The sequence below is a fragment of the Pseudomonas sivasensis genome (genome assembly GCF_052938085.1).
The window spans coordinates 2,730,960-2,749,827 of record NZ_CP176442.1 but is presented as its reverse complement, the minus strand read 5'-3'; the positions used below and the strand labels follow the sequence as shown (position 1 = coordinate 2,749,827).

Here is an 18,868-nt window from a genome sequence, read left to right as displayed (position 1 = left end):
TGGGAGAGGGCTTGCCCCCTCCCACAGTTTTGACCGCAACGGGCGACCTTATACCTTCAACCGCACCACCGCCTGATCCTCAAGGTGGGCTGGCTGAAGACACCGCTCCAAATGTGGGAGGGGGCTTGTCCCCTCCCACAGCTTTGACCGCAACGGACGACCTTATACCTTCAACCGCACCACCGCCTGATCCTCAAGGTGAGCTGGCTGAAGACACCGTTCCAAATATGGGAGAGGGCTTGCCCCCTCCCACAGTTTTGACCGCAACGGGCGACCTTATACCTTCAACCGCACCACCGTCTGATCCTCAAGGTGGGCTGGCTAAAGACACCGATCCAAATGTGGGAGGGGGCTTGCCCCCGATGGGGAAGTGTCAGTTGATGCATCTGCCACTGACCCACCGCTATTTGGAGCAATCCCCACGCGTCACGCTTTGCTCACCTCAAGCGCCAGCTGCACCGCGCCATCGACGCTCAAGCCACTGAGCAGCACATGGGACGCCAATGCTTCGGGCAGCCCCTGCAACACCTCGCGCGCGTCATGCCGCACGCGGGCAAGTACCAGGCGCTTGCCCTCCCCGTGTACTTGCGCAAAAAAAGCCGCCAGCGCTTCGATGCTGGTGCCGTCGAGGTCCGGCGATTCTTCCAGGCTCAACACTACCGCCTGCGCCGGGGAATGACGCATCAGGCGCAAGGCCGCGCCCAGGATGCGCTCGGCGTTCGCAAAAAATAGCGCTTCGCTGGGCCGCACGATCAATACCCCCGGGACGGCCAGGGCATCGGCATGGTGCAGGCGGTCGACAAAATCATGGCTGTCACCCAGGCGGCCCAACACTTGAATGTCGGCTGACGACATCTGGCGCAGCATCAACATCACACTGATTGCGACCGCGAGCAGCAAACCATCCAGCACGCCCAGCACCAGCACCGCCGCCACCGCACAAATCACCAGCACGCGATCGCGGCGCCACAGGAAATAACGCCCCAGCGGCTGCAAACTCAAGCCTCGACCCAGGGCATAGATGACGACGGCCGCCAACACCGGCTCCGGCGTGAGCGCGACATAGGGCAGCACCGTCAGCACGATCAGCAATATCACCAGCGCCGCGACAATCCCCGCCAGGCGCGAATAGGCGCCGGCCGCCTCGTTGGCCGACGTCGCCGAATACCCGGCACCGGCCGGCATGCCGTGGAACAGACCGGAGACCAAGTTGGCCACTCCCAGCGCAAGCAAGTCACGGTTGGAGGACACGCGGTCGCCATGCTTGAGCGCGAACGAACTGATAGAGCCGTAGGACTCCGCGTACAGGATCATCACCAGCGCAAACGCCAATTCCCCGAGGCGCAGCCAGTCGGCAAACGGCAGCACCGGCAAACGCCCCAGCTCCAGGCGCAGGTCGATCATGCCGATCTGCGCCACGCCATAGGCCTGCAGGTCCAAGTACTGCCCGGCAGCGATGCCGAGCACCACGACCACCAAACCACCCGGCAGACGCGGGAAGCGTGCGCACAGCCACAACACCAGCAACGCCAGCCCCGCCACCAGAGCCGCAGGCCAGTTCCAGCGGGGTAGCTGCTCCAGCAACTGCGGCAGAAAACGGATCAGGTTGTTATCGGTCAGGTGCACGCCCACCACACTGGCCAATTGCTTGAGGATGATGGTCAGCGCCAGGCCGAAGGCGAAGCCACGCAACACGGGCTTGGCGATAAACGAAGTGACGCCGCCAAGTTTCAACAGGCCGGCCAACAGGAAAAACACCCCGGTGAGCAGTACCAGCCCGAAGGCCAGGGAAAGCCTCAGTGCCGGGTCATCTCCCGCCAGGCTCGCCGTCGCCGCCGCCAAAACGGCCGCCGACGACGAGGTAGCCGAAACAATCGCAAAGCGGCTAGTGCCGAACAGGCCGTAGCACACCAGGCCTGCAAATAAAGCGATCACCCCGGCCTGGGGCGGCAGCGCGGCGATACTGGAATAGGCGACGGCTTCCGGAAGCAGCAAACCCGCGATGGATAAGCCAGCCAGCAGGTCTTGGATGCGGTTCGACGGTACGGCAACGGGTGCATCGGTTTCAGTCTTCAATCGGCCCAACCCATCCTGGCAAAAAGCGTGCGTAAGCTTAGCCCTCATTGCTCGGCTGCGGTTGAGCCGCATCAGCTTTTGCGCGGGCAAAAAAAAGCCGATTCGCGCTATGCGCGAATCGGCTTGCTTGCGTGGGCCCTGGGTTCAGGACAGCAGCGAGTAAATCAATGCAGTAATTGCCACCAGGCCCACTGCGGTGACAAACACGTTGGACGCGTGCCCACGGTACTTGGCCATGGCCGGCACCTTGCGGATCGCGTACATCGGCATCAGGAACAGGATCGACGCAATGATTGGCCCGCCCAGGGTCTCGATCATGCCGAGGATGCTGGGGTTCAGCGTGGCAACGATCCAGCACACCACCAGCATGAAGCCCGCAGTCATACGGTCCAGCGTCTTCGCAGCTGGACGGCGACCACTTTTGAGCACCAGACCCTTGAGGCCTTCGCTCGCGCCGATGTAATGACCGAGGAACGACTTGGCAATCGCCACGAACGCGATCAACGGTGCAGCGAACGCGATGGTCGGGTTGTTGAAGTGGTTGGCCAGGTACGACAGGATCGACAGGTTCTGCGCCTTCGCTTCAGCTAACTGGGCCGGCGACAGGGTCAGCACGCAGCTGAACACGAAGAACAGCACCATCACCACCATCAACAGGTGCGCGCGGGACAGGATCTGCGAACTGCGCTCATCGGCGTGTTCGCCGTACTGGCGCTTCTGGTCAACTGCAAACGCTGAGATGATCGGCGAGTGATTGAACGAGAACACCATCACCGGAATCGCCAGCCACAGGGTATTGAGCAAGGCCGAAGGCGCCGGGACCACACTCGCGGTGCTGAGGATGCCACCGTTCCAATGCGGGATCAGGTACACCGCGAGGAACAGCAAGGCGACGATAAACGGGTACACCATCATGCTCATGGCCTTGACGATCACTTGTTCGCCGCAACGCACCACCGCCAGCAAGCCGAGGATCAGCACAAACGCCAGCAGCGCCCGTGGCGGCGGCATGATGTGCAACTGGTGTTCCATAAAGCTGCTGACCGTGTTGGTCAGAGCCACGCTGTAGATCAGCAGGATCGGGAAAATCGCGAAGAAGTACAGCAAGGTGATCAGTGCACCCGCTTTGATACCGAAATGCTCTTCGACCACATCAGTAATGTCCGAACCTTCACGGCCGGAGAGCACAAAACGGGTCAGCCCACGGTGGGCAAAGAAGGTCATCGGAAACGCCAGCACTGCCAGGATCACCAGCGGCCAGAAACCGCCCAGGCCGGCGTTGATTGGCAGGAACAAGGTACCGGCGCCAATGGCGGTGCCGAACAGGCCAAGCATCCAGGTGGTGTCCTGGCGGCTCCAGCTTGTGAGGGTTGCAGGTGTCGTTGCATAGCGTTCGTCGACGCTATTGGCCTGATCATTCATCCGGTCGGATCTCCGCATTTACACGGCCGGGACGAGTCAGAAAAACCTGACAGGCAGCGCCCCGACCATAGAAGGGGCCGGATTGTCCGGGATTCTTTTGAATAAGCAAAGACTTAGCTGAGGAATGGTTGTACGAAGCAGATCAATCCAATTGACGACAATTTGTTCCAGTCAGGAACGTGACGCCTATTTCGCCCACTCAGAGGGAGCCTTATCACGAACCTTGGAGATTCAACCATGACGATTTCAAACCTCAATCTGTCCCACGCCGGCCACTTGGTCGACAGCGTGGCGATGCATATTGCCGATCAAATCGCCGCACAGGATAAGCCCAAGCCACAGCAGCCTCCCAGCTTCCCTTTCAACGGCATTGAATATGCTGCCGCGCCCAAACCCAACAACACAATGATCCCAATGCCTCGCATCGGCTAAGACTGCGCGACTCACCAGGGCGTGGATCCATGCTATGGATTCACTGCCCTCTACCCGCCCCCTGCGGACCTTGCATCACCGCCCTATAAAATGTCGCATACTCTCTCTTCCATCCCGCCCCACAAGGAAGAGCCGTCCGATGACCACCACTGTTCTGGTCCTGGTTGAAACCATCAACGACTACCTGCAAATCATCGAGAGCAATGACTTTCATGTGATCCTGGCGCCAACCCCAGCCGAACGAGCCCAAGCCATCAAGCGCCATGGCGGCCAGATCAACGCCGTGTTGACCCGCGGCCCCCTGGGCCTTTACGCCGACGAAATCGCCGCGCTGCCGCTGCTGGAAATCATCTGTGTGATCGGCGCCGGTTACGAACATGTTGACCTGCAGGCCGCCAGCAATCGTGGGATTGTCGTGACCAACGGCGCCGGAGTGAATGCGCCGTCGGTGGCGGACCACGCTATGGCGCTGTTGCTGTCCCTGGTGCGCGGCATCCCGCAGACCGACGTCGCCGTGCGGCGCGGTGAATGGCCCAAGGTGATGCGCCCTTCCCTGGGCGGCAAGCAACTGGGCATTCTTGGCTTGGGCGCCGTGGGCCTGGAAATCGCCAAGCGCGCCGCCCTCGGATTCGGTATGGAAGTGAGCTATCACAACCGTCAGCCCCGTGATGATGTGGACTACACCTACTGCGCCAGCGCCGTGGAGCTGGCGCGCACTTCGGACTTCATGATCCTGGCCACGCCCGGTGGCCCGAGCACCCGTCACCTGATTGATCGTCACGCCCTGGATGCTCTGGGGCCGAATGGCTACTTGGTCAATATCGGCCGTGGCAGCGTGGTGGTTACCGCCGACCTGATCACCGCCCTTGAACAGCGCCGCATTGGCGGGGCTGCGCTGGATGTATTCGACGACGAACCCAAAGTGCCCGATGCCCTCAAGCACCTGAGCAATACCGTACTCACCTCCCATGTGGCCGGCCTTTCACCGGAAGCCGCTCACGACACCGTGCAACGGGTGGCCGACAATCTGGTGGAGTACTTCGCCGGCCGACCAGTGCTCACGCCGGTCGTGTTACCCGCGCCCGTAAAATGACCAATCAGGCACGCTGATCATCATCCAACACGCTAACCTATTAAGCCGCCCCAACCTTGTCGCTGGGCGGTCGTGCGCATTAGATTAGGAAATAGTCCAAGGCCTTTAGAATAAGCAGAAGGGATAAGCATGGCGCTGAACGACCAATCGACCCAGATTCGCCCAGGCGAAGAACTTGATGCTGGCCTGATCGATCCCTATCTCAAGGCCCATATCCCGGGCCTGAGCGGCACGCCTGCGATCAGCCAGTTCCCCGGCGGCGCGTCCAACCTGACTTACCTGTTGGAATACCCTGGGCAGGAATTCGTCCTGCGCCGCCCGCCCTTCGGTCACAAGGCCAAGTCAGCCCATGACATGGGCCGTGAATTCCGCATTCTCAATCAGCTAAAAGATGGCTTCCCGTATTGCCCCAAAGCCTATGTGCATTGCACCGATGAATCGGTGATCGGCGCTGAGTTCTACGTGATGGAACGCGTCAAGGGCATCATCCTGCGCTCCGACCTACCGCCTGAGCTCGGGCTGGATGCAACCAAGACCGAAGCACTGTGCAAAAGCTTTATCGACAAGTTCGTCGAGCTGCACCAAGTCGACTACACCGCCTGCGGACTGGCCGACCTGGGCAAACCCGAAGGCTATGTGGCACGCCAGATTCGCGGCTGGAGCGACCGCTACGAAAAGGCCCTGACCCCCGATGCGCCCAAATGGGAGGCAGTGCGGGCCTGGCTCAACGACAAGATGCCGGCCGACCACCCGACATCAAGCATCGTGCATAACGACTACCGCTTCGACAACGTGATCCTCGACCCACACAACCCGATGCAGATCATCGGCGTACTGGACTGGGAGCTCACCACACTCGGCGATCCGCTGATGGACTTGGGCAACACCCTCGCCTACTGGATAGAGGCCGCCGACCCCGCGCCGGTGCAACTGATGCGCCGCCAGCCGAGTAATGCGCCCGGGATGCTCACCCGCCGCGAGTTCGTCGACTACTACGCCGAACGGTCGGGCATCCAGATCGATAATTTCGACTTCTACTACACCTACGGCCTGTTCCGCCTGGCCGGCATCGTGCAGCAGATCTACTACCGTTTCTTCCATGGCCAGACCCAGGACAAACGCTTTGCTCAGTTCATTCACATGAACTCACTGCTGGAGCAAATGAGCCTGAAGGTAATCGCTAAATCAGCCCTCTGATCGCACAAAAACAAGGAACCCCCATGTCCAAGACTCATCTGTTCGACCTCGACGGCAAAATTGCGTTTGTCTCCGGCGCCAGCCGTGGCATCGGTGAGGCCATCGCCAAGTTGCTGGCCCAGCAAGGCGCCCATGTGATCGTCTCCAGCCGCAAGCTAGAAGGCTGCCAGCATGTGGCCGACGCAATCATCGCCGACGGCGGCAAGGCTACTGCGGTTGCCTGCCATATTGGTGAAATGGAGCAGATTAGCCAGGTGTTCGCCGGCATTCGCGAGCAGTTCGGCCGCCTGGATATTCTGGTCAACAACGCAGCCACCAACCCGCAGTTCTGCAACGTGCTGGACACCGATCTGGGCGCGTTCCAGAAGACCGTTGACGTGAATATTCGCGGCTACTTCTTCATGTCGGTGGAAGCCGGCAAGCTGATGCGCGAAAACGGCGGCGGCAGCATCATCAACGTGGCCTCAATCAACGGCATCTCGCCGGGTGTCTTCCAAGGCATCTACTCGGTGACCAAGGCCGCGGTGATCAACATGACCAAAGTGTTCGCCAAGGAATGCGCTGAGTTCGGCATCCGTTGCAACGCCCTGCTGCCGGGCCTGACGGACACCAAGTTCGCCTCGGCGCTGGTGAAAAACGATGCGATCCTGAAAATGGCCCTGGCGCAGATCCCGCTCAAGCGTGTGGCCGACCCAAGCGAGATGGCCGGCGCGGTGCTGTTTCTGGCGAGTGACGCGTCCAGCTACACCACCGGTGTGTCGCTGAATGTAGACGGTGGTTTCCTCTCCTGACTTCGCCCGGGTTTCTACAGATCGATTTACGCGTAACCTTGGCGTAGATCGATTTGTCTCAGAGTGAAACATGGAACTGCACATCGTCATCAAAGGCCGCAAGGACCTGGCGGCTCAGCTTTATCAGCAATTGCGCGAAGCCATTGCGGCCGGGCGTCTCGCGGCAGGCGCGCAACTGCCGCCCAGTCGCCTGCTGGCCGAGCAGTTGGGCGTATCGCGCAAGACCGTGTCCGATACCTACGCCACGTTGACCTATGAAGGCTTGCTGGTGGGAAAGATCGGTCGTGGCACCTTCGTTAACGCTTGGGCGCCCCCTGCGGATCGCCTGCAAACTGCCACCGACCTGGCCTGCGCCAACAACCTGGCTAAATGGCAGGCGCTGCCCTCGCCGATGCGCCACCCCACACGCGACAACCTCCTGCGCTACGAATTTCTCGGCGGCGCCACCAGCCGCAATCAGTTCCCACAAGACGAATGGCGACGCTGCACCCAGGACGCCCTGCGCCGCATTGCCCAGAACAGCGGCTTCTACAGCCAACCCGAAGGCTTGCCGGCACTGCGCAGTGCCATCGCCGGGCATATCGCCTTTTCCCGAGGCGTCAAATGCCGCGATGACGACATCGTGGTCACCAATGGCGCGCAACAGGGGCTGGACCTGCTGGCCCGCGTGGTGCTGGAACCAGGCAGCATCGTCGCCATGGAAGACCCTGGCTACAGCCCCGCACGCCAGTTGTTTCAGGCGATGGGCGCCCGCGTCGCCAGTGTGCCAGTGGATGACCAAGGCATTCAGGTGGATCAGATCCCCGACGGCACCCGCTTGATCTATGTGACCCCCTCTCACCAGTTCCCCCTCGGCATGCCCATGAGCCTGGCGCGCCGTGAAGCCTTGCTGGTCCGCGCCTTCGACTTGGGGGCGATCATCATCGAGGACGACTACGACAGTGAATTCCGCTACGAAGGCCGCCCCACCGATTCCCTGCAAAGCATGGACACCCGCGGCGTAGTCACTTACGTCGGCACGTTCTCCAAAACCCTGCTGCCCGAACTGCGCCTGGGCTATCTGGTGCTGCCGCCGGCGATCCACGGCGCGGTACTCAAGGCCAAGCAATTGACCGACCAGCACAGCTCCACCTTGCCGCAATGGGCGCTGGCCAAGTTCATCAGCGAAGGCTACCTGCTCAAACACATCCGCCGCTGCCACTCCGTATATGCCGGGCGTCGTGAGCGCATCCTGCAACGACTGGCCGGGGATTTGTCGCCGTGGTTCGAAGCCGTGCCCACCGTGGCGGGGTTTCATATGGCGGCGCTGTGCAAGGTGCCGTTGAGCATTCCGTTGCTGATGACATTGGCACGTGAGGCCGAAGTGGGTTTATACCCGCTTGATGTGTTCTTCCACGACGCACCGGTGCGCCCTGGGCTGATTATTGGATTCGGCGCCATCGAAACCCTGGATATAGACCCGGCGCTGGACAAGGTGCGCGACATTCTCAAACAGATTGGCTAGGGGCTTTTCCGGCGGATTGGTCATTGGTCGGCCAGGTTCTGCGGCGTAGGGTGGACAGGTCTCGAACTACTCGGAAACCCGAACATGAAACGCCTGCTCGCCACCACCCTGATGCTCGCTTCACTCAGCGCCTTTGCCCACGAACCGGTGTACAACCAGGAGTCGATCAAGGTGCTGCAGGAGCACGCCCTGACCAACGTGCCCGGCAAGAAAACCATCATGCTCACCGTTGATTACGCCCCCGGCCAGGCCACCGTTCCCCATAGCCATACGGGGACGGCGGTGGCCTATGTGCTGGAGGGCGCGATCACTTCGCGGGTCAATGATGAGAAAGCGATAACCTACAAGGTCGGCGAATCGTTCTACGAGCCCGCGGGTTCGCGGCACTTTGAATCCAGCAATGCCAGCCAGACCCAGCCGGCGAAGTTGCTGGTGGTGATGGTGTTGGATGACAAGGCCGATGTGCTGACCCCTCTTCCAAAATGATCAGCTAAGACAACCATCAGAAGTATGGGCGGTCGCTAAATGTGTGAGGGGGCTTGCTCCCGATAGCAGTGGGTCACGACACCCATTTGGCTGAACTAGCGCTATCGGGAGCAAGCCCCCTCCCACAGTTTTGACCGCGTTGAGTCAGGGACTAGGGGCGTTTGAATAGGCAGCGCAGTTCTTCGATCCTTGACCGGCACGCACAGCCCTCAAGGTGATCATTGACCATCCCCATCGCCTGCATCAGCGCATACATCGTGGTCGGACCTACAAAGGTCCAGCCACGTTTTTTAAGGGCCTTGGACAGTCGCACCGAGGCCGGTGAGGTGGGGTTGCCCGTCCAGTAAGCCAGGTCCACCACCGCCGGGCGCTCTTCATCACCCGGCTCGAACGCCCACAACCACCGCGCCAGCGATCCGGTTTCATCCACCAGCTCACAGGCCCTGCGCGCGTTGTTGATGGTGGACACGATCTTGGCCCGGTTACGCACAATCCCCGGATCCTGCATCAGCCGCTCTATATCAGCCTCGCCGTACTGCGCCACCCGACGAAAATCAAAGCCCTCGAACGCCGCACGAAACTGCTCGCGCTTGCGCAATATGGTGATCCACGCCATCCCCGCCTGAAAGCCTTCCAGGCAAATTTTCTCGTACAGCTGGACATCGTCCGCCACCGGCACACCCCATTCCTGGTCGTGGTAACGCGGATATTCCGGCGCCGAGGTGCGCCAGCTGCAATGGGTGTGGCCCGCTGCGTCAGTGATCAATCCTGGAGTGTCCATCCATCACCTCATAAGCCGAGCGGCGGATGATAGACGAAAATTTTTCCAGCCCGCCAACCGCTCAAGCATCGCCCTCAGCGACCAACTGGTCAGACCGGAACTTGTCAATCAACCAATAATGACTTGTGATTTCGAAAAAACCCGGCGTAGACTGGCCCCGCACTGGACTTACCGGTATGACCACAACAATTAAGCCCTGGAACCACCAGGGCACCGAATAGAGATCCCTCCCATGCTCAGATGGTGCTCGCGTTCGATTTTCCTGCAAGTCGTAATTGGCCTGATGCTTGGCATCATCTGCGGCCTGGCCCTTCCCGAATTCTCCTCGCAACTCAAACCCCTGGGTGACGGCTTTATCAAGCTGATCAAAATGCTGATTGGCCTGATCGTGTTCTGCGTCGTGGTCAGTGGCATTTCCGGCGCCGGCGACTTGAAGAAAGTCGGACGAATCGGCCTCAAGTCGGTGATCTACTTTGAAATCCTCACCACCATCGCCCTGGTAATCGGCCTGGTCATGGCCTTCAGCACCGGTATCGGACAAGGTGCCAATATCCACCTGGAGCAGCTCTCCTCCGCCGGCCTCAATGAACTGGCCGACAAGGGCCAGCACATCAAGGGCACCAGCCAGTTCCTGATGGACCTGATCCCCAACTCGGTGATCGGCGCCTTTGCCGACAACAACGTGCTGCAAGTGCTGCTGTTCTCGGTGCTGTTTGGCAGCGCGCTGAACCTGGTGGGCGAAGCGGCCTCAGGCATCACACGGCTGATCAATGAGCTTAGCCACGTGATCTTCCGCATCATGGGCATGATCGTGCGCCTGGCGCCAATCGGTGTGTTCGGCGCGATTGCCTTCACCACCAGCACTTACGGCCTGGACTCCCTGCAACACCTGGGCAGCCTGGTTGGCCTGTTCTACCTGACCTGCTTTGCCTTCGTCGGACTGATCCTGGGCCTGGTAATGCGCCTGTCAGGCCTGCGCATGCTGCCGCTGCTTAAGTACCTGCGCGAAGAACTGCTGATCGTGATGGGGACCGCCTCCTCCGATGCCGTGCTGCCGCAGGTCATGCGCAAACTCGAACACCTGGGCATTGGTAGCTCCACCGTGGGCCTGGTGATTCCAACGGGGTATTCGTTCAACCTCGACGGTTTCTCGATCTACCTGACCCTGGCCATCGTGTTTATCGCCAACGCCACCGGCACGCCGCTGTCGATGACTGACTTGCTGACCATCCTGCTCGTGTCGTTGATCACCTCCAAAGGCGCCCACGGGATTCCCGGCTCTGCGCTGGTGATTCTGGCGGCAACGCTGACAGCAATCCCGGCGATTCCGGTAGTGGGCCTGGTGCTGGTATTGGCGGTGGATTGGTTCATGGGCATCGGCCGCGCACTGACTAACCTGATCGGCAACTGCGTCGCCACCGTGGCCATCGCACGCTGGGAAAAAGACATCGATATCCAGCGCGCCAACAAGGTATTGGACGGCCAGCAAGGGTATGCCTTCCAGGCCAAGAAACCGGTGCTGCCGGCCCACCAGGAATTCTAACGCTGTCTCATGGGCAACACTGGCTAATGTGGGAGGGGGCTTGCCCCCGATGAGGACGGTCAGTTGATAGATCTGTAACTGATCCACCGCCATCGAGGGCAAGCCCCCTCCCACATGACTGTATTAGCAACATTAAGGAAGTATCGACGTGATCAGCACCTCAACGGTCGTCAATTCAGTCGTAGAAAAACTCCGCGCCGCCCTGGCGCGAGGTCAGTGGCGCCGGGGCGAAATGTTGCCCGGCCAGCGCGAACTGGCCGAACAGATGGGCATCAGCCGCCCCAGCCTGCGCGAAGCGGTGATCGTGCTGGAAACCCTCGGCCTGGTGCGCTCCATGCCCGGCAAAGGCGTGGTCGTGCTCGAAACCAGCGTCAGTGAACCCCAATCCAGCGACGCCGTGGCCGACGCCAGTCTCGAAGACCTCCTGCAACTGCGCTACACCCTCGAACCCTTCATCGTCGGCCTTGTGGCCCAGTCCATCAGCAGCAAGGAAGTCGGCCAATTGCGCTTGACCCTAATGGACATGCGCGAGGCGCTCGACGCTGGTGACGCCGAAGCAGGCATGAACGCCTACATCGGCTTTCACGAAGAACTCTTTGCGCTAACGTCCAACCCGATTTTCCAGAACGTGGTGCAACAGACCAGCAACGCCCTCAAGCAAAGCGCCCAGGTTCTGCGCAACTCTCCTGAACACTTGGCCGAGCGCCTGCAGGAAAACGACGCGGTGGTGCGCGCCATCCGCAACAAGAACAGCGCCCTGGCCAGCGCAGAAATGCGCAAGCACATCCTCCAGGAAGGCCTGCGCATGGGCATTCGCTTGAACATCCCGGACGACCATCTGGGCAGCTGACTTTTTGGAGACGACCATGACCGCCCACGCCCTGCACCGCGAGCCCTTCCTCCCCGCCCTGCGCCTGGTAGCCGGTAAAAAGCCAACGATGGATGACATCTACCCACGGCTGTTCGACGCGATCCTCGAACAACGCATCGCCCCGGCCAGCCGCTTTACAGAAGAAAGCCTGGGTGAAACCTTTGGCGTGAGCCGCAGTGTGATTCGCCGCGTATTGGCCAAGCTGTCTCATCAGCAAGTGATCATCCTGCGTCCCAACCAGCGCGCTCAAGTAGCGGCACCGGACGCACAGCAGACGCGGCAGATCCTCGAAGCACGGCGCATGACCGAAATCACCGTGGTGCAACTGGCGTGTGCCCAGGCCACGGCGACGCAGATACGCCAACTGCGCGAGTTGATTGCTCGCGAACGCGAGTGCATTGAACGCGACCAGCGTGGGCCGGCGATTCGCTTGTCGGGGGAGTTTCACCTGCAACTGGCGGTGATGGCGGGGAATGGTCCGTTGGCGCAGTTCCTCAACAGCCTGGTGCCGTTGACGTCGTTGATCATTGCCCAATTCGAAGCAAAAGCCTGCACGTATTGCGCGTGGCAGGAGCACGTGGCGATTGTGGATGCGGTGGAGCAACGCGACTCAAGCACCGCAGTGACCCTGATGACCCAACACCTGGATCACCTGGAAGCCAAGTTGCTGAAACACCATTAATCTCCAGATAAAACGAGATAAAAATGTGGGAGGGGGCTTGCCCCCGATAGCGGTGGGCCAGTCATGAAGAGGCTGGCTGACACTCTGCTATCGGGGGCAAGCCCCCTCCCACAGTTTTTGGGGTGTTTGATAAAGGGCATTCCAACAAAAAGCCCCTGCATCTCACAATGCAGGGGCTTTTGTTTCAGGCGCTAAATCAAGCCGGTTGCAGCACCGACGGCCCACTCAAGGCCAAGTCCAGCAACTCACGGTTGGCGACCGCATACATGGCGTAGTCCGTACCGACCGCAGCACGAATCTCCACCATCATGGCCACCCAACGATCCGCCATGTCCTTGTGCTGCTCAAGCCACAGGGCCACGCGGGCTTCCATGTCTTGTGGCGCGTCGGCCATTTGCAGGACAGAAATGGTAATCGCCCGTTGCTGCCAGTCCACGTCGTCGCGGAACGCTTCGCGAGCCGCAGCCTGCCAGTTGTTGGCCACTGGCAGATCGCTGATCTGCTGCAGGTACCATGGCAAGTCCAGAGCGCTGCCTACGGCGAAGTAGGCCTTGGCCACTTCGGCGGCGTCATGCCCGGTTACGTCAGCGGCTTCGATGATTGGCAGCAGGGTGTACAGGTGAGTAGTGCCTGCAACCATACGCGCCAACAACTCCGGCACGCCCGCTTCGGTGTAAGCCTGATAGCGTTTCTGCCAGCCTTCGCGGGTCGGTCCTTCCAGCAGTTCGTCGAGCTTGAGGCCCAGTGCGGCCAGATGCGGACCGAAGTGCGCGGTGTCACGCCCAGCGTCCTGCTCGTTGCGACGGCTGCGTAGGAACCAGCGCGTAGCGCGACGGCCCAGGCGCATCAGCTCATCCATCAACTGCAATTGCACGTCAGCGGAGACCTGGTGGTCCAGGGCTTCGATCTGGCGGAACCAGTGCGGGAGGTGGAAGATGTCGCGCACGATCACATAAGCGCCGGCCACGTTCGCCGGGCTCATGCCGGTCGACTCTTTGAGTCGTTGAACGAAGGTGATGCCCATGTGGTTAACCAGGTCGTTGGCGATCTGGGTGCTGACGATCTCACGCTTCAGGCGGTGACGACGCATGGCCTCGCCGAACTTGGCGACCAGGCTCGGTGGGAACGCGGTCTCCATGTCACGGGTCAGGTACTCGTCATCTGGCACCAGGGACTTGAGCAATGCTTCCTTGAGGTCGATCTTGCTGTACGAGATCAGCACCGACAGTTCCGGACGGGTCAAGCCCTTGCCGTTGGCGGCGCGCTCGGCGAGCTGCTCCTCGGTCGGCAGGTACTCGATGGCGCGGTCCAGCTTGCCACGGCCTTCCAGGTCGCTCATCAAGCGTTTGTACTCGGCTGCTCGCTCGTAAGCCTTGCGGGCAGCCAGGGACAGGGCCTGGGTTTGCTTATAGTTGTTGCCCAACACCAGGTTGCCGACTTCGTCGGTCATGCTCGCCAGCAACTGGTTGCGTTGCTTGTCGGTCATGTCACCGGCCTGCACCACTTCGTTGAGCAGGATTTTGATGTTCACTTCGTGGTCGGAGCAGTCCACACCACCGGCGTTGTCGATGAAGTCGGTGTTGGAACCGCCTCCATTGAGGCCGAATTCCACACGACCCAGCTGGGTCATGCCGAGGTTACCGCCCTCGCCCACCACCTTGCAGCGCAGTTCGTTGCCGTTGACGCGCAGCGCGTCGTTGGCCTTGTCGCCGACATCGGCGTGGCTTTCGGTGCTGGCCTTGACGTACGTACCGATACCGCCGTTCCACAACAGGTCCACCGGCGCCTTGAGCAAGGCGTTCAGTAGTTCGGTCGGGGTCAGCTTGTCGGCCGAGATGTCGAAGCGTTCTTTCATCTGCGGCGAGATGGCAATGCTCTTCGCGCTGCGCGAGAAGATACCGCCGCCTTCGGACATGATGCTGGTGTCGTAGTCGGTCCAGGCCGAACGCGGCAGCTCGAACATACGCTGACGCTCGACGAAGCTGGTCGCCGGGTTCGGGTTTGGATCGATGAAGATGTGCAGGTGGTTGAAGGCTGCGACCAGTTGCAGCTTGTCGGACATCAACAGGCCGTTACCGAACACGTCACCGGCCATATCGCCGACGCCCACCACGGTGATGCTGTCTTCCTGCACGTTGATGCCGCGCTCACGGAAATGACGCTGCACACCGACCCACGCGCCCTTGGCGGTGATGCCCATTTTCTTGTGGTCGTAACCGGCGGAACCACCGGATGCGAACGCATCACCCAGCCAGAAGCCGTAGTCGATGGCGATGCCGTTGGCGATGTCGGAGAAGGTCGCGGTGCCCTTGTCCGCTGCGACGACGAGGTACGGGTCATCGTCGTCATGACGCACGACGTTGGCCGGCGGCACCAGGGCGCCGTCCTTGAGGTTGTCGGTAATGTCCAACAGGCCCGAAATGAAGATGCGGTAGCAGGCAATACCCTCGGCCGCGATTTCATCCCGCGTGCCGCCCAGTGGCAGGCGACGCGGCAGGAAGCCGCCCTTGGCGCCCACCGGTACGATCACCGAGTTCTTCACTTGCTGGGCTTTTACCAGGCCGAGCACTTCTGTGCGGAAGTCTTCTTCACGGTCAGACCAGCGCAGGCCGCCGCGAGCGACGTTACCAAAGCGCAGGTGCACGCCTTCGACCCGTGGCGAGTACACGAAGATTTCAAACTTCGGCACCGGCTTAGGCAGCTCGGGAATGGCGCGCGGGTCGAACTTGAAGCTGAAGTACGACTTGTTCTGGCCGTTGGCGTCGGTCTGGTAGAAGTTGGTACGCAGGGTGGCCTTGATCAGGTCCAGGTAGCGACGCAGGATGCGGTCTTCGTTGAGCACCTGAACGTCGTCCAGGGCCGTGAGGATCGCTTGCTCCAAGCGTTGCTGCTTGTCTTCAAGGTCATCGGCGGTGAGCTTGCGCGCCAGGTAGAAGCGGGTTTTGAACAACCGGGTCAACTCGCGGGCGATGTCGGTGTGGTTGTTCAGGGTGCTGGCGATATAACCCAAGTCGAAGCCCAGGCGGATCTGCTTCAGGTAACGGGCGTAGGCACGCAGCAGCGCGACGTCGCGCCATGGCAGGCCGGCGGTCAGCACCAGACGGTTGAACGCATCGTTCTCGGCATCGCCGTGGACGATGTGCACGAACGCATCTTGCAGGGTGTCGTTGAGCTGCTGGATATCCAGGTTCACGCCTTCGGCGGCGATGAACGCAAAATCATGGATCCAGAACTCACGGCCATTGGCGTGGCGCAGTCGGTAAGGGAATTCACCCAACACGCGCAGGCCGAGGTTTTCCAGGATCGGCAGTACGTCGGACAGCGCCAGCGGGGTGTCGGCGTGGTAGAGCTTGCAATGCAGCTCGCGTTGGCCGGAGACCTGGCCCAGTGGCTGATAGAAGCTCATCACCAGCGGGTTGGCTTCGGTCAGGCTGTTGAGGTGCTGCATGTCGACGACGGCTGAATGCGCGGCAAAACGCTCGCGGTAGCCGGCCGGGAAGCCTTTCGGGAAGTCCGCCAGCACATTGGTGCCCTGGGCTTCGCCGAAGCTTTCCACCACCAGGCTGGAGTAGTCGTCCTGCCAGCTGCGGCAGGCCTGCACCACTTCTTTTTCCAGTTGCAGCGGGTCGATGTCGAGGCGGTTCTTGGGGTCTACCCGCAGAATCAACTGGACACGGGCCAGTACGGACTCGGAGAAGAAGGTCCAGAACTCGCAGTCCGAGGCTTTCAGGCGATCCATCAGCACTTGCTGGATCTTCTGGCGCACTTCGGTGGAATAGATGTCGCGCGGCACATAGGCCAGGCAGTAGCAGAAACGACCGTACGGGTCTTTGCGCAGGAACACGCGGATCTTGTTGCGTTCCTGAATCTGCACAATCGACATCACAGTGCTGAACAGCTCGTCGACCGGGGTCTGGAACAGGTCGTCACGGGGCAGTACTTCAACGACCTGGGCAAGCTCCTTGCCCAAGTGCGCCTTGGCCTGGAAGCCCGAACGGCGTTCGATTTCGGCCACTTTGCGACGAATGTACGGAATGACTCGCACGCTTTCGCCATACACCGACGAGGTGTACAAGCCCATGAAGCGATGTTCCTTGATGACCTTGCCGTCGGCATCGATCTCGCGGATCGACACGTAGTCCGGGTAGGCCGGGCGGTGAACACGGCTTGGGTGCGCAGCCTTGGCGAACGACAGCACGGTCGGTTCACGCAGGTAAGACACAGCGTAGTCTTCGATGCGCAGGTCATCGGCGGTGAGGCCAGCACGCAGCAGCTTGGTCAGACCGAGGAAGGAACTGGCGTCATATTGAATATGACCACCGTCCGCCTCGTCACGTACCACGAATTCTTCATAGCCCAGGAAGGTGAAGTGGTTGCCCACTAGCCACTCCAGGAAGTTCTTGATCTCGGCTTTTTCTTCGCCATCGATGCCGAACTGGCTGGCGTCGATACCGGCCAGCAGGTCCTGGACCTTGGCTTTCATCGGTTCAAAATCGGCCACGGCCACGCGCACTTCACCCAGAACCTGCTCAAGCTCTTTGCTCAGCACGTTCAGTTCGGCGGCGTTGGCGCAGCGGTCGATTTCCAGGTACATCAGCGATTCTTGCTGGATGTCGTCGCCCTGCGTGCCTTTCGGCAGGATTTCCAGCAACTCGCCTTTGCTGCCACGACGCACACTCAGCACGGTGGTTTGCAGGGTGTGAATGCTGTAGCCGCGACGGTTCAGCTCGGTACGCACCGAGTCCACCAGAAACGGCAGGTCATGGTGCAGCACTTCGACCGCGGTATGGGTCGACTGCCAGCCATGACGTTCGTAATCGGGGTTGTAGACCCGCACTTGTGGCTGGGTGTGATCAAAGCGCTCAAGCAGGCGCCAGGCAGACAGGGTGCAACCGGCCAGGTCGGAAAGGCGACGCTGGGTCAGTTCGTCCAGGGAAATGATGCCGAAGAATTGTTCAGCGAACAGCGCCACTTGTGGCAGTGCCTGTTCGCTGATGTGCTGCGCCAGTGCCGCTTGCAGTTGATGCTGGAAGTCGGCCTTGCTGGCTGCGGTGAAGAACGCCATCTGTGGTACTCCGCTTGGGCTTGTTATTGATGGAAGCGTCGCGTGTTATCCCCTTGCGGGGAGACCGTCAGCTCTGTTCGCCGGTAACTAAAGCACCATAGACGAATCAGGATGACAGGAGGGTGAAGCTGGACAAGACAATGAGGTCACATACAACTTCCATAAGATGCGCACCCTGCCGGGTGACGGTACGACGGGCAGGTCAGACGCCTGGCAGGCTGTGGAACGAGAGCTGCATCCGTTGCGCAGCTTAACGACTGAGGGAAGCGCGCTGCTTGCGAAGCTGCGACATATTCGGTCATCGGTAAGCAGGCTCGCGGTTGCAACTTGGGCAACCCGTGATTTCGGGTGAAAAAACCGCCTATTTGTTCGGGGGTGAGTGTCGAAAATGACTGATTCTCCATGCCAGGTCATGCCCTGAGTCTGACACAGGAAGAAGCACAAAATTCGCGGCAATGGCACAATTGCCCACGCGATGCCCTCCCCCAGACAGGATTCCCCATGCTGCAAATCAAAACCGACGCCCTGATGGCCACACCGTGCGACGACGAAGAAGACAACATGGCCATGCTCTGCTGCCACGGCAAGAACGGCGAAATGTTCATGTTGACCCGCTACCCCGATGAAGACGAAGTGGAACTCACCTGGGACTACGGGCCTTCAACCCTCGATGGCCTGAAAATCACCCTGAGCGACACGACCCTGACCGTGGAACTGGCCGCCGGCGATGCCGACGCCCTCGGTGGCAAGGATAAATTGGAGATCAGCCACGCCACAGCAGTGGCAGATATGGCAGAAGTGGAAGCAACCCTGCAGAACATCCTCAAGGGCACTGGCACCTACGTTCGCGCCTGAAACCGGGGCCTTCAACCCCCTGCGCAGTCAAGATCGAGGGCATTGACCGTTTGTCGTGACTGTTATTTCT

14 protein-coding genes are annotated in these 18,868 nt (G+C 60.4%); 10 read left to right on the top strand and 4 right to left on the bottom strand.

Annotated features, from left to right (window positions below):
* Nucleotides 1-426: 426 nt before the first annotated feature.
* Both ACKZ62_RS12680 and ACKZ62_RS12675 read right to left on the bottom strand, forming a co-directional pair.
* Entirely contained in the window at nucleotides 427-2,076 is a 1,650-nt protein-coding gene (locus ACKZ62_RS12680; protein WP_447096762.1) for a SulP family inorganic anion transporter, read from the bottom strand.
* Nucleotides 2,077-2,220: 144 nt separating this feature from the next.
* Complete coding sequence (locus ACKZ62_RS12675; protein WP_032887187.1) at nucleotides 2,221-3,498, bottom strand: serine/threonine transporter; 1,278 nt, start codon at nucleotides 3,496-3,498, stop codon at nucleotides 2,221-2,223.
* 237 nt (nucleotides 3,499-3,735) lie between these two features.
* Between ACKZ62_RS12675 and ACKZ62_RS12670 the strand changes: the two genes are divergently transcribed.
* From ACKZ62_RS12670 to ACKZ62_RS12645, 6 genes are all read left to right on the top strand, one after another.
* The gene (locus tag ACKZ62_RS12670; protein ID WP_032887188.1) at nucleotides 3,736-3,930 is read left to right on the top strand and encodes a hypothetical protein; all 195 of its coding nucleotides are present in this window, start codon (nucleotides 3,736-3,738) and stop codon (nucleotides 3,928-3,930) included.
* A 139-nt stretch (nucleotides 3,931-4,069) separates the two neighbouring features.
* Nucleotides 4,070-5,023, top strand: a complete 954-nt coding sequence (locus ACKZ62_RS12665; RefSeq protein WP_095184593.1) for a 2-hydroxyacid dehydrogenase — start codon at nucleotides 4,070-4,072, stop codon at nucleotides 5,021-5,023.
* Between the two features lie 129 nt (nucleotides 5,024-5,152).
* Nucleotides 5,153-6,220, top strand: coding sequence for a phosphotransferase family protein (locus ACKZ62_RS12660; RefSeq protein ID WP_095184592.1), 1,068 nt, complete (start codon nucleotides 5,153-5,155; stop codon nucleotides 6,218-6,220).
* Between the two features lie 23 nt (nucleotides 6,221-6,243).
* On the top strand, nucleotides 6,244-7,011 hold the full coding sequence (locus ACKZ62_RS12655) for an SDR family oxidoreductase (RefSeq protein WP_032887191.1): 768 nt from the start codon (nucleotides 6,244-6,246) through the stop codon (nucleotides 7,009-7,011).
* A gap of 70 nt (nucleotides 7,012-7,081) precedes the next feature.
* A complete protein-coding gene (pdxR, locus tag ACKZ62_RS12650) occupies nucleotides 7,082-8,515 on the top strand; it encodes a MocR-like pyridoxine biosynthesis transcription factor PdxR (protein WP_095184591.1) in 1,434 nt (477 codons plus the stop codon).
* An 84-nt stretch (nucleotides 8,516-8,599) separates the two neighbouring features.
* A complete protein-coding gene (locus ACKZ62_RS12645; RefSeq protein ID WP_447096761.1) occupies nucleotides 8,600-9,001 on the top strand; it encodes a cupin domain-containing protein in 402 nt (133 codons plus the stop codon).
* A 151-nt stretch (nucleotides 9,002-9,152) separates the two neighbouring features.
* Here ACKZ62_RS12645 and ACKZ62_RS12640 read toward each other — a convergent pair whose 3' ends face one another.
* Nucleotides 9,153-9,782, bottom strand: a complete 630-nt coding sequence (locus tag ACKZ62_RS12640) for a DNA-3-methyladenine glycosylase I (protein WP_447096760.1) — start codon at nucleotides 9,780-9,782, stop codon at nucleotides 9,153-9,155.
* A 217-nt stretch (nucleotides 9,783-9,999) separates the two neighbouring features.
* Between ACKZ62_RS12640 and ACKZ62_RS12635 the strand changes: the two genes are divergently transcribed.
* From ACKZ62_RS12635 to ACKZ62_RS12625, 3 genes are all read left to right on the top strand, one after another.
* Complete coding sequence (locus ACKZ62_RS12635; protein WP_177326439.1) at nucleotides 10,000-11,325, top strand: C4-dicarboxylate transporter DctA; 1,326 nt, start codon at nucleotides 10,000-10,002, stop codon at nucleotides 11,323-11,325.
* A 148-nt stretch (nucleotides 11,326-11,473) separates the two neighbouring features.
* Complete coding sequence (locus ACKZ62_RS12630) at nucleotides 11,474-12,175, top strand: FadR/GntR family transcriptional regulator (RefSeq protein ID WP_095184588.1); 702 nt, start codon at nucleotides 11,474-11,476, stop codon at nucleotides 12,173-12,175.
* A 16-nt stretch (nucleotides 12,176-12,191) separates the two neighbouring features.
* Nucleotides 12,192-12,878 carry a GntR family transcriptional regulator gene (locus tag ACKZ62_RS12625; protein ID WP_447096759.1) on the top strand — a complete coding sequence of 229 codons (687 nt, stop codon included), beginning with the start codon at nucleotides 12,192-12,194 and terminating at the stop codon, nucleotides 12,876-12,878.
* Between the two features lie 196 nt (nucleotides 12,879-13,074).
* Here the strand turns inward: ACKZ62_RS12625 and ACKZ62_RS12620 are convergent, their stop codons facing one another.
* A complete protein-coding gene (locus ACKZ62_RS12620) occupies nucleotides 13,075-17,943 on the bottom strand; it encodes an NAD-glutamate dehydrogenase (protein ID WP_032887202.1) in 4,869 nt (1,622 codons plus the stop codon).
* A gap of 501 nt (nucleotides 17,944-18,444) precedes the next feature.
* On the opposite strand from ACKZ62_RS12620, the gene ACKZ62_RS12615 reads away from it, so the two are divergent.
* Nucleotides 18,445-18,798, top strand: coding sequence for a hypothetical protein (locus ACKZ62_RS12615; protein WP_032887204.1), 354 nt, complete (start codon nucleotides 18,445-18,447; stop codon nucleotides 18,796-18,798).
* The last annotated feature ends 70 nt before the right edge of the window (nucleotides 18,799-18,868 follow it).

What these genes read in the sequence shown, in the direction of transcription:
- ACKZ62_RS12645 (WP_447096761.1), top strand. Translation starts at nt 8,600, where the DNA reads ATGAAACGCCTGCTCGCCACCACCCTGATGCTCGCTTCACTCAGCGCC.
- ACKZ62_RS12625 (WP_447096759.1), top strand. Translation starts at nt 12,192, where the DNA reads ATGACCGCCCACGCCCTGCACCGCGAGCCCTTCCTCCCCGCCCTGCGC.
- ACKZ62_RS12660 (WP_095184592.1), top strand. Translation starts at nt 5,153, where the DNA reads ATGGCGCTGAACGACCAATCGACCCAGATTCGCCCAGGCGAAGAACTT.
- pdxR (WP_095184591.1), top strand. Translation starts at nt 7,082, where the DNA reads ATGGAACTGCACATCGTCATCAAAGGCCGCAAGGACCTGGCGGCTCAG.
- ACKZ62_RS12670 (WP_032887188.1), top strand. Translation starts at nt 3,736, where the DNA reads ATGACGATTTCAAACCTCAATCTGTCCCACGCCGGCCACTTGGTCGAC.
- ACKZ62_RS12655 (WP_032887191.1), top strand. Translation starts at nt 6,244, where the DNA reads ATGTCCAAGACTCATCTGTTCGACCTCGACGGCAAAATTGCGTTTGTC.
- ACKZ62_RS12675 (WP_032887187.1), bottom strand. Translation starts at nt 3,498, where the DNA reads ATGAATGATCAGGCCAATAGCGTCGACGAACGCTATGCAACGACACCT.
- ACKZ62_RS12640 (WP_447096760.1), bottom strand. Translation starts at nt 9,782, where the DNA reads ATGGACACTCCAGGATTGATCACTGACGCAGCGGGCCACACCCATTGC.
- ACKZ62_RS12620 (WP_032887202.1), bottom strand. Translation starts at nt 17,943, where the DNA reads ATGGCGTTCTTCACCGCAGCCAGCAAGGCCGACTTCCAGCATCAACTG.
- ACKZ62_RS12615 (WP_032887204.1), top strand. Translation starts at nt 18,445, where the DNA reads ATGCTGCAAATCAAAACCGACGCCCTGATGGCCACACCGTGCGACGAC.
- ACKZ62_RS12665 (WP_095184593.1), top strand. Translation starts at nt 4,070, where the DNA reads ATGACCACCACTGTTCTGGTCCTGGTTGAAACCATCAACGACTACCTG.